Annotated in this window: 7 protein-coding genes; 6 read left to right on the forward strand and 1 reads right to left on the reverse strand. The window is 68.5% G+C overall.

Features of this window, described 5'->3' with window-relative positions; all coding sequences use genetic code 11:
* The first annotated feature begins 48 nt into the window (after positions 1-48).
* The 4 genes from hpaH (at position 49) to MQH10_RS13680 (ending at position 4505) form a co-directional block, all read left to right on the forward strand.
* Positions 49-702, forward strand: coding sequence for a 2-oxo-hept-4-ene-1,7-dioate hydratase (gene hpaH / locus MQH10_RS13665; RefSeq protein WP_242564591.1), 654 nt, complete (start codon positions 49-51; stop codon positions 700-702).
* Position 703: 1 nt separating this feature from the next.
* Positions 704-1516: an aldolase/citrate lyase family protein gene (locus tag MQH10_RS13670; RefSeq protein ID WP_242564592.1), complete on the forward strand. Its 813-nt coding sequence runs from the start codon at positions 704-706 to the stop codon at positions 1514-1516.
* A 224-nt stretch (positions 1517-1740) separates the two neighbouring features.
* Positions 1741-4050, forward strand: coding sequence for a TonB-dependent receptor (locus tag MQH10_RS13675; RefSeq protein ID WP_242564593.1), 2310 nt, complete (start codon positions 1741-1743; stop codon positions 4048-4050).
* A 179-nt stretch (positions 4051-4229) separates the two neighbouring features.
* Positions 4230-4505 carry a hypothetical protein gene (locus MQH10_RS13680; protein WP_242564594.1) on the forward strand — a complete coding sequence of 92 codons (276 nt, stop codon included), beginning with the start codon at positions 4230-4232 and terminating at the stop codon, positions 4503-4505.
* A 198-nt stretch (positions 4506-4703) separates the two neighbouring features.
* On the opposite strand, the gene MQH10_RS13685 is transcribed toward MQH10_RS13680, so the two are convergent.
* Positions 4704-8237: an indolepyruvate ferredoxin oxidoreductase family protein gene (locus MQH10_RS13685; protein WP_336605103.1), complete on the reverse strand. Its 3534-nt coding sequence runs from the start codon at positions 8235-8237 to the stop codon at positions 4704-4706.
* A gap of 198 nt (positions 8238-8435) precedes the next feature.
* Here MQH10_RS13685 and MQH10_RS13690 point away from each other — a divergent pair, with 198 nt between their 5' ends.
* Positions 8436-9077: a TetR/AcrR family transcriptional regulator gene (locus MQH10_RS13690; RefSeq protein WP_242564596.1), complete on the forward strand. Its 642-nt coding sequence runs from the start codon at positions 8436-8438 to the stop codon at positions 9075-9077.
* A 194-nt stretch (positions 9078-9271) separates the two neighbouring features.
* Positions 9272-10999, forward strand: a complete 1728-nt coding sequence (locus MQH10_RS13695; RefSeq protein WP_242564597.1) for a class I adenylate-forming enzyme family protein — start codon at positions 9272-9274, stop codon at positions 10997-10999.
* Positions 11000-11013 lie beyond the last annotated feature (14 nt).

An 11013-nucleotide genomic window follows, 5' to 3' on the forward strand; every position in this document is an offset into this window, starting at 1 on the left:
CAGGCTGTCACGGACGATGTCCGTAGGAAGAATGGGTGAAGGCTGGACGTGCGGCGGCCGCGCGACGTGCGGGGACACAAGATCGGCCTCACGTCCAAGGCGATGCAGCAGCTCGCCCAGATCGACGAGCCCGACCATGGCGTCCTGCTCGACGACATGATGCTGGAGAGCGGCGCGCGGATTCCGATGTCGCGCTTCATCGAGCCCCGGATCGAGGTGGAACTTGCCTTCCTGCTGAAGGCGCCCCTGGAAGGCCCGAACTGCACGCTGTTCGACGTGCTTGAGGCGACCGCCTATGTGACGCCCGCGCTCGAGATCATCGATGCGAGGGTCCAGCGGGTCGATCCCGAGACCGGCGCGACACGCAAGGTGTTCGACACCATCGCCGACAACGCGGCCAATGGCGCGGTGATCCTCGGCGGGCAGCCCAGGCGGCCGGACGAGGTCGATCTGCGGTGGGTCTCGGCCCTGCTGTACCGGAACGGCGAGATCGAGGAATCGGGCGTGGCCGCGGCGGTGCTGAACCATCCCGCGAACGGCATCGTATGGCTCGCCAACAAGATCGCCCGCTTCGGCAAGCGGTTGGAAGCCGGGGAGGTCGTCCTCGCCGGATCGTTCACCCGCGCCGTGCCCATCAAGCGCGGCGACACCTTCCACGCCGAGTACGGGCCGTTCGGCTCGATCTCCTGCCACTTTGCCTAGTATGGAAGACCGCCTCACCAACCGGTTCAAGGCCCGCGTCGCCGCGGGCGAGCTGCAGCTCGGCCTCTGGTCGGTCATGGGCGACGCCCTGGCCGCCGAGGTCTGCGCCGGCGCCGGGTTCGACTGGATGCTCCTCGACATCGAGCACGCGCCCAACGACCTGCGCACCATCCTGTCCCAGCTGCAGGCGCTCGCCGCCTACGACACCCATCCCGTCGTGCGGCCCCGCTCGAGCGATCCCGACGCGATCAAGCAGTTGCTGGACCTCGGCGTGCAGACCTTCCTGGTCCCGATGGTCGAGAGCGGCGATCAGGCTGCAAGCCTGGCCCGCGCCGTCCGCTATCCGCCGGATGGGATCCGCGGCGTGGGGGCGGGGCTTGCCCGCGCATCCCGCTGGATGCGCATCGGCGGTTACCTTCAACGGGCCGACGCCGAGGTTTGCCTGCTGGTGCAGATCGAGTCCCGGCGCGGTCTCGAGAACCTCGAGGAGATCGCCACGACACCGGGCGTGGACGGCGTGTTCATCGGCGCTGCCGACCTCGCGGCGGACATGGGCCATCTGGGGCAGCCTGGGCAGCCGGAGGTGGTGGCGGCGATCGACGACGCGATCGCCCGGCTGCGGGCGCTCGGCCGGCGAGCGGCGCCCTGTCGGTCGACGAGACTGTCGCGCGCGGCCTCGTCGAGAAGGGCTGCGCCTTCGTCGCGGTCGGCGCCGACGTGCAGCTGCTTGCCCGGGGCGCAGACCGCCTCGTGCGCGCCTTCCGGGCCCGCGCGGCGGAAACCGGCTGATGGGCGATCGAATGAGGCGAATTGAGTGATCGTCTAGCTCTGAACTGTCTCAGACCGGAGCCGCCGGCCCCGCTGCAGTCCAGTTGGCCCCGGAGGTTGTTACACAAAAACACTGGGTTGCGGGGGTGATACCACTCCCAAAATCCGCCCCGGTTCGAACAATGTGATTGCAAGATACGATAGCGTATGTTGTATGTGATGTAATCTCGCGAGCCCGGAACAGGGTCGCGGAAACCCAGGGGGAAATTAATGAAGCTCCGACGGCAAGCCTATTTCTCGACCGCGGCGATCTGCGCCGGGCTGCTCGCCAGCCTGCCGAACGGCGCGGCTGCTCAAACCGCCGCGGCGGACGGCGACAGCGTGGCGCTGGAGGAGCTCGTGGTCACCGCGCGGAAGCGCGAGGAGACCCTGCAGGACGTTCCGGTGTCCGTGGCGGCGGTCACCGGCCGGACCCTGCGTGACGAGAAGATCGTCAACCAGGTCGACTTGGCCATGCGCGTTCCGGCGTTCAAGCAGACCACCGCGGGCGTCAACACCTATACCTTCATCCGCGGCGTCGGGTCGGGCGGCAACCCCTCCTTCGAGCAGTCCGTGGCGAGCTTCGTCGACGGCGTCTATGCGGGTCGCGGCCAGCAGTCGCGGTTCCCCTACTATGACCTGGAGCGCGTGGAAGTCCTGCGCGGACCGCAGGTGGCGCTCTACGGCAACAGCGCCATCGCCGGCGCGATCAGCGTGATCACCCGCAAGCCGGGCGACACCTTCGAGGGCGACCTTTCGGTCAGCTACGAGACCCAGCATCAGGAGACTGTCGTGCAGGGCGGCGTGACGCTTCCCGTGAACGACCGGTTCCGCATCCGCGCCGCGGGCTACTACGCCGACCTGAACAAGGGCTGGCTGAAGACCTTGCGGCCGACCGGCGTCACCCACGACCCGAGGCGGCACGACCGGGCCGGCCGCATCTCCGCGGAGATCGAGCCCACCGACGATCTGTCGATCGAGCTTAAGTACGACTCCTATTCCCTGCTCGGCCTTGGCGGCACGAACCAGGCGACCGCCAACATCGGCAACGGCGCCGTCACCGAGTTCCGCTTCGACCGCGTCCGTTCCTTCGGCAGCGGCCCGCCGCAGAACGGCAAGACCGAAGACACTGCGCGGATGAACAACCAGACCGCCCAGGCGACGGTGAACTATGAGGTCGGGCTGGGCACGATCACTTCAGTGACCGCCTACACCTGGTACGGCTTCTCACAGGACACGGAGGGCGACATGAGCCCTCTGCCGATCTTCGACTACGACCACCATGAGCACTACAACCAGTTCAGCCAGGAAATCCGCCTCACCTCGGGCGGCGACCAGCGGCTGAACTACATCCTGGGCGCCTACTACCAGAGCGACGACCTGAACCCCTCGGCGCAGAACAAGCTCAATCTGTCCGCCCAGCCGGCGCCGTTCGGCTCGCCCCTGCCGCCCATCGCGCGGCTCAGCTACCTCGACCAGCGGACGAAGAACTATTCGGTGTTCTTCGACACCAACTACCAGCTGACCGATCGCCTGAAGGTGAACGTCGCGGCCCGCTATATGCGCGTCGAGAAGGACGCCGAGCAGGGCTCCTACTCGGTGCGGATCAACACCACGATCCCGGATCCGTCGATCGAGCAGTCGCCGGCCCCGGGGGTCCCGTCGATCTACTCGCGCGTCTACGGCTTCCCGCACATCTTCCGCGACCTGGAGCTGTCGGAATCGCACTTCATGCCGGAAGTCGGCCTGCAGTACAAAATCGACGACGGCATGTTCTACGCCAAGGTGGTCCGCGGCGCGAAAGCCGGCGGGTTCGACTGGGTCTATGCCGGCCCGGACCGGAACGCCCTGAAGTTCCTGCCCGAGAAGGCCACCTCCTATGAGGCCGGCTACCGCGGGACCCTGCTGGACGGTCGCCTGTACTTCGGAGCCACGATCTACCGGACGGAGATCGAGGACCTGCAGGTCAGCGTGTTCGACGGCCGCACCAGCTACGTGGTGGGCAATGCCGCCAAGCAGCGGGCGCAGGGGGTCGAGACCGACTTCACCTGGCGGCCGACCGCGGCGCTGCGGATCAACGGCGCGCTGGCCTACAGCGACGCCTACTGGGTCAGCTATCCGAACTCGGCCTGCTACGTCGAACAGCGCCTCGCCACGCCGGCGGGCACCGTCTGCCGGCAGGACCTGACCGGCAAGCCCGCACCCGTGAACTCCAAGTGGTCGGCGTCGATCGGCGTCAGCCACAAGGCGGATCTCGGGCCCTACGTGCTCACGACCCAGGCCAACTACAGCTATCGGACCAAGGCCAATCTGGGTCTCTCCAACGACCCGATGCAGATCCAGAAGGCGTTTGGCCTGCTGGACGCACGGGTCGCCCTGGCGACCGCGGACGAGCGGTGGACCCTGGCCCTGTTCGGAAAGAACCTGACCGACGAACTTTATAGCGATTACGGAACCGACGCGCCCAGCGTCACGGGCGTCAGGTTCCGCGACACCCAGCGCACCCGCCAAGTCGGGGTGGAGCTCTCCACCCGCTTCTAGGCGCGAAAGCAGGCCGCCCCAATCCTCCCGGGGCGGCGACGAACTGGCCCCGGGCTCGCGCCCGGGGCCTTTTTCGTGCGCGGCGGGGGACAAGGGCCCGCTGGCTGTGGCCAGACGGGCGTCCGCCCCGGCGGAAGGGCCGGAGCGGCGTCAGCCATACCGCGGAGCTGGGGCCGTACGTGCTAAGCACGCAGGCGAACTACAGCTATCGCACCAAGTCCAACCTGGGCCTGTCGAACGACCCAATGCAAATCCAGAAGGCGTTCGGCCTGCTCGACGCCCGGCTGGCCCTTGCGACGGCCGACGAGCGGTGGACGGTGGCTGTCTTCGGAAAAGAACCTGATCGACGAACTTTATGGCGATTACGGAACCGACGGCCCAGCGTCACGGGCGCCAGGTTCCGCGACACCCAGCGCACCCGCCAAGTCGGGGTGGAGCTCTCCACGCCCTTCTAGGCGCGAAAGCAGGCCGCCCCGATCTCCCCGGGGCGGCGAAGAACTGGCCCCGGGCTCCCGCCCGGGGCCTTTTTCGTGCGCGGCGGGGGACAAGGGCCCGCTGGCTGTGGCCAGACGGGCGGCCGCCCCGGCGGAAGGCCAGAGCGGCGTCAGGCTGCCCGGGCCGCCCGCCTGGGCGGCCGCCGGGCAGCAGGTGGTCTATTCGGCGGCGATGGTGTGCGGCGCCGCGAGCGCCGCCAGAAGGTCGGAGCGCATGCGCTCCGCCTCCGCCACCCGCGCTTCCTTGATATGGCCGTAGCCGTAGATTTCTGCGGGCAAGGCGGCGAGCTTCACCGCGACGCCCAGGTTGGCAAGCGTCAGCCGTTCCAGCGCCCGCTCCATGTCGGCGCGGTAGGTCTCGATCAGCCGCCGTTCCATGCGCCGTTCCGGGGTGCGGCCGAACGGGTCGAACGGCGTGCCTCGGAGGCCCTTCAGGTGGGCCAGCATCCGGAAGCCGGTCATCATCCACGGACCAAACGTGACCTTTTTCGGAAGCCCGCTGTCCTTGTCCTTGGGAGCGATGATCGGTGGCGAGAGGTGGAAGGTGAGTTTCAGGTCGCCGTCGAACTGGGCCTTCAGCTTCTCGGTGAACTCGCCGTTCGTGTAGAGCCTGGCGACCTCGTACTCGTCCTTGTAGGCCATCAGCTTGAACAGGTTGCGGGCCACGGCCGTGGTCAGGGCGTCAGCGCCCGGCGAGACGGCCTGCTCCGCCCGACGCACCCGGTCGACGAAGGCGCTGTAGGCCTCCGCGTAGCGCCGGTTCTGGTAGGCGGCCAGGAACGTCGTCCGGCGCTCGAGGACCTCTTCCAACGAGCCCGAAAGGGCCGTTGAACCCTTCGCCGCGTCGGTGCGCGCCGGGGCGGCGAGGGCCGCCACGGCCTCCGGCTCGACGACGGCCCATCGCCCCAGAGAGAACGCCAGCAGAGTCTGCTCGATGGACACGCCATTGAGCCGGATGGCCTCCTCGATAGAGGCGCGGCGGACCGGCAGCAGGCCCAGTTGGCAAGCGGCGCCCACGATCATCATGTTGGTGGCGATGGAATCTCCAAAAAGGCCTTCCGCCAGCGCGGTGGCGGGGAGGAAGGCGCTGCGCCGGGGATCGAGCACGTCCTGCAGCTTCCGCGCGGTTTGCGCCTCGTTGAAGTTGATGGTGCGCGTGAACGTGAAGGCGGCCGTGGGCGTGACGTCGCTGTTGACCACCCCGGCGGTGACGCCGCGTTGCAGCATCTGGGCGGCCTCGCCGCCGCCCGCCGTAATCATATCGCAGGCCAGCAGCAGGTCGGCCGAGGCGGTGTCGACGCGCGCGGCGTACACCTCGTCCACGCTGGGCGCGATCTTCAGGTGACTCATCACCGCGCCGTTCTTCTGCGACAGCCCGGTCATGTCGACGATGGAGCAGCCCATGCCGTCGAGGTGGGCGGCCATGCCGAGAACTGCGCCCACGGTGATCACGCCGGTGCCGCCGATCCCGGTGATCAGGATTGAGCTCGATCCCACCGCCTGCACAGGCTCGGGCAGGGCCGGGACGCTGACGCCGCTCGAAACCGGAGTGCGCGCGCGGGGCTTGCCGCCCTCCACGGTGACGAAGGACGGGCAGAACCCCTTGACGCAGCTGAAGTCCTTGTTGCAGGACGACTGGTCGATCTTCCGCTTGCGGCCGAACTCAGTCTCCAGCGGCTGGACGCTGACGCAGTTCGACTTCACGCCGCAATCGCCGCAGCCCTCGCAGACGAGGTCATTGATGAAGACCCGCTGCGGCGGATCGGGGAACTCGCCGCGTTTACGCCGCCGGCGCTTCTCGGCTGCGCAAACCTGGTCGTAGATGATCACCGTGACGCCGGGGACCTCGCGCAGCTCCTTCTGGATCGCATCCAGCCGCTCGCGGCCGTGGAGGGGGACGTCGCCGAGCTGAGCCTTGACCTCATCATAGCGGGCCGGATCGTCGGCGATGATCAGCACGCGCGCCGCACCCTCCGCCCTGAGCTCCTGGGCGATCTGCAGGGTGGTGAGCGTGCCCTCGACCGGCTGGCCGCCGGTCATGGCCACGGCGTCGTTGTAGAGCAGCTTGTAGGTGATGTTGACGCCGGCGGCGATCGCCGCACGCACGGCCAGGACGCCCGAGTGGAAATAGGTGCCGTCGCCGAGGTTCTGAAAGACGTGCTGGGTTTCAGTGAACGGGGCCGCGCCGATCCAGTTGGCGCCTTCGCCGCCCATCTGCACCGGCCAGGCGTGTTTGCGGTGCGGCATCAGCGCGGCCATCACGTGGCAGCCGATGCCCGAAAGGCCGACGCTGCCCTCCGGCACCACCGTCGACGTGTTGTGCGGACACCCCGAGCAGAAGAACGGCGCCCGCGCGTGCTCGGTCAGCGGGGAGGTGACCACGTCGCTGCAGCGCGTGCGGACCGCCGCAATCCGGACGCGGGCCTCGTCGTCCAGGAGGTCGTGCGCCTCGAGCCGCTCAGCCAGAGCCGCGAGGATCGGGCCGGCCGACAACTCCCCGAAGCCGGGCAGCAGGGGCGCGCCCTCCGGCGTGGATTTGCCGGACACTCGCGGCCGCCGTTGTGCGGGAAGGTGGTAGAGCGCTTCCTTGACCTGCGGTTCGATGAAGGCTCGCTTCTCCTCGATCACGAGAACCTCGAGGCAGCCCTCCGCGAAGCGGCGGATCGTCTCGCCGTCGGCCGGCCAGGTGAGGCCCAGCTTCAACAGGCGCAGGCCCAGCTTGCCGGCGCGCCGTTCATCGATGCCGGCCGCCGCCAGCGCCTCGCGCACGTCGAGGTAGGCTTTCCCGGCCGTCACGATGCCCAGGCCGCCTGCCGGCGCGTCGAAGATCGTCCGGTCGAAGCTGTTGGCCCGCGCGAAGGCCTGGGCAGCCGGCAGCCGGAACTGGACCGTGCGGCGCTCCATCCCGAGCTGGGATTCGCCGACCAGGATGTTCAGGCCCTCCGGAGGCATGGCCACGTCGTTCGGCCTGTGGAAGCCGTGGGGAACGGTCCCCAGCCGCGCGCTCATGGTGGCGTCGGCCGTGTCGTTGACGCACTTGAATCCGGCCCAGAGGCCGGTGAAGCGGGACAGGGCGTAGCCGAACGCGCCGAACGCCAGGAACTCCTCGACGTTGGCGGGGTAGAGCACCGGGATCAGGGCCGCCGCGAGCGCCTGCTCCGACTGGTGGGCGGTGGTCGAGGACTTCGCGGCATGGTCGTCGCCTGCGAACACCAGCACGCCGCCGTTGCGGTGGGCGCCGGCGAGGTTGCCGTGCTTGAGGGCGTCGCCCGCGCGGTCCACCCCGGGGCCCTTGCCGTACCAGGCGGCGAAGACGCCGTCGTATTTGGCCCCCTGGAAGAAGTCGAGCTGTTGCGAGCCATAGACGGCGGTGGCGGCCAGTTCCTCGTTCACGCCGGGCTGGAACACCACCCCGTGCGCCTTCAGCTGCTTGCGGGCGCGCCACAGGGCCATGTCGAGGCCGCCCAGCGGCGATCCGCGATAGCCGGAGATAAAGCCCGCGGTGTTCAGCCCCGCGGCCCTGTCGGCCCGCTGCTGCGCCAGCAGCACGCGCGTGAGCGCCTGGGTGCCGGAGACGAAAACACGTCCCTCGTCCAGTTCGTACTTGTCTTCCAGGGTGAGGTTCTGCAGCATCGACAAGCCCTTGAATTCAATTTTTGGCGCGAAACATTCGGAGCCGTATGGTGTTCCCACGAGCGCGGGGCCGTCGGGCAGGAATGCGGTAGCTCCAGGTCCTTGGAGAGTATTCTTGAGAGTTTCGGTTTCGGCGGAGCGGACGCGCGGCGCCTTCCAGCCTTCCGGCAAGCCTAGGTCGCAGGCTCCCGCCGGTCAATACGGTGCCGTATGAACGTAGGGCTAGAGCCACGCAAACGACTGGACCGTGACGACTGGGTGAAGGCGGCGCTGGACGTCCTGGTCCACCAGAGCGTCGACTCGGTGAGCGTGGAGCCGCTGGCTCGCTCGCTGAACGTCAGCAAGGGCAGCTTCTACTGGCACTTCAAGGACCGAGAGGATCTGCTCACGGCGGTGATCGAGTACTGGCGCGACAACTCCACCCGCAACGTGATCCGCTACGTCGAGGCCAAGGGGCAGGGACCAGTGCACAAGCTGCACCTCCTCTCGAAGATCGCAATCGACATGTCGCCGGCGAACGCTCTGGCGCGGATGGAGGTGGCGATGAGGGCCTGGGCCCGTCGCGACGCCCGCGTGCGGGCCGTGCTTACGGAATGCGACCGCGAGCGCATGGATTACCTCGCGCAGTTGTTCCGCGATTGCGGACTCGGTGAGCGGGAGGCGGAGGCCCGCGGCGCGCTGCTGTTCGGCTTTGCGGTGGGCGAGCGGAACGTCTTCCGTGACGAGGCGAAGCGGGCGCAGCGCGGTCGCCTGGAGAACCTGCTGCAATTCCTCATCGACGAGCCCGTGGTGCAGGCGCGGCCGAAGGGGAGGGGGACGAAACAGCCGGATCCGCCAGAGCAGGCTCCTCCCAGGGCCGCTCGTAAACGTCCGGCCAAGACGACCAAGCCCGCGGGCTAGTGTAATCCTTCCACCCGTTCCGGGCCGCGCGGCTGGCCGCGCGCTAGGGAGCGTGAGCCTCCCCGGGGCAATACGCGTGCGTATTGTGTGGGGCGTGGGGGTGGGTTAGGGTCCACACACCGGCTGCAACTCCGCCCAGACGCCACGGCTCGGCTGTCGATTGGGCGCCCAGGACAGCCGGCGAGGAAACGTGCATGTCCCAGCCTACCCAATCGGAAGCCTCTCTGGCCGCTCTCGACCCAGTCGCGCAGTACGCGGCCGCCCCGTGGCGCGCGCACTACGGCGATACGGCGCATCGTGCAGAACGGCTGCGGCCCTTCCCGCTGTTCGCGTTGCTGGCCTGGGCTGAGCGGCACTTCCCCGACCGTCCCTACCTGACGTTCCGCGACCACACCGTCACCTATGCGGAGGCGCTCGAGCTCGTGGAGCGGCTGGCCGCGGGGCTGGCCGGGCTTGGCGTCGGCAAGGGCGACCGTGTGGGCTACTGCATGGCCAATCATTGCGCCTTCGGCCTGCTCCACTTCGCGCTGTGGAGGATCGGCGCGGTGGCGGTGAGCATGAACCCGCTCTACCCGCTGGACCGATTGGCGGGTCAGGCTGCGGACGCTGGCGTTAAGGCGATCCTGGTCACCGACGAGCCGGAGGTGGGCGACCGCTTCCTGCCGCTGGCCGAGGTGGAGCCGCTGCGCCCGCGGCTGATCCTCGCCCGACATGACGCCGGTGACGTTCGTGAGCCCGCGCGGCTCTCGGAGGCGGCCGCCGCCGCGCGCGCCGTGCGGCTGTCCGACCTGGTGGCCACGACGGCCGAGGTCGCCGCGGCGCACGTCGAGCCTGACGACCTAGCGGCGCTGGCCTACACGGGCGGCACCACGGGCGCGCCAAAGGGCGTGATGCTGACCCACGCCAACTTGTCGATGAACTGCCAGCAGATGAAGAGCTGGTATCCGCAGCTGGGCTCCGGCGTGGAAGCTACGTGCGTGGGGGCGCCGATCACCCACATCGCCGGGATCAGCCCCATACTCAACTTCATGACGCTCATCGGCGGAGAGATCATCATACAGCCGCGCTTCGATCCGGCGGGCCTGCTTCAGGCCGTGGACGAGGGCCGAGTCACGCTGCTGCTGCTCACGCCCACCATGCTGGTCGGCATGCGCGACCTGATGGAGAGCCGCCCAACCGACTGGTCGCGGGTGAAGCTGATCCAGTGCGGGGCCGCCCCGCTCACGCCGGACCTAATGCGGGTGTTCCAGGCCATCACCGGCCAGCCCATCGTCAATCTCTTCGGCATGACCGAGACGTCCCCGGCGGTGGTCTATGGGATGCCGACGGCGACTGGCGGCGAACTGGCCACCGGCTGTCCCCTTCCCCTGACCCGGGTCCAGGTGCGGGCAAAGGACGACCCCGGCCGCTGCCTGGCGCTGGGCGAGGCCGGGGAGCTGTGTTTCGCCGGTCCCCAGGTGACGAGCGGCTACTGGAACCGGGACGATGAGAACGCGATGTTCTTCGTCGATGGCTTCTTCCGGACGGGCGACGTCGGATACGTGAGCGAGGAAGGCTTCGTCCACGTCATCGATCGGCTGAAGGACGTCATCATCGCCGGGGGCAACAACATCTATCCCGCCCAGGTGGAAAGCGTCCTGGCCGAGCACGAGGCGATCGCCGAGGCGGCGGTGATCGGCTCGCCCCACCCGTATCGGGGCGAGACAGTGAAGGCGGTGGTGCGGCTCAGGCCGGGCGCGCAGCTGACGCTCGCGCAGTTGCAGGCCGACATGGCGGGCAAGCTCTCGCCCGTCGAGATGCCGAAGATCCTGGAGATCCTGGAGGAGCTGCCGCGAACGCCGGCGATGAAGGTCTCGCGTCAGGCGCTGCGCGAGCGTGAGCGCGAACTTACCGGCGTCTCCGCGCCCGGCGCTGCCGGGTAGCGCCCGCCATGCCT

The sequence above is a fragment of the Phenylobacterium aquaticum genome (genome assembly GCF_022695515.1).
Lineage (GTDB): Bacteria > Pseudomonadota > Alphaproteobacteria > Caulobacterales > Caulobacteraceae > Phenylobacterium > Phenylobacterium aquaticum.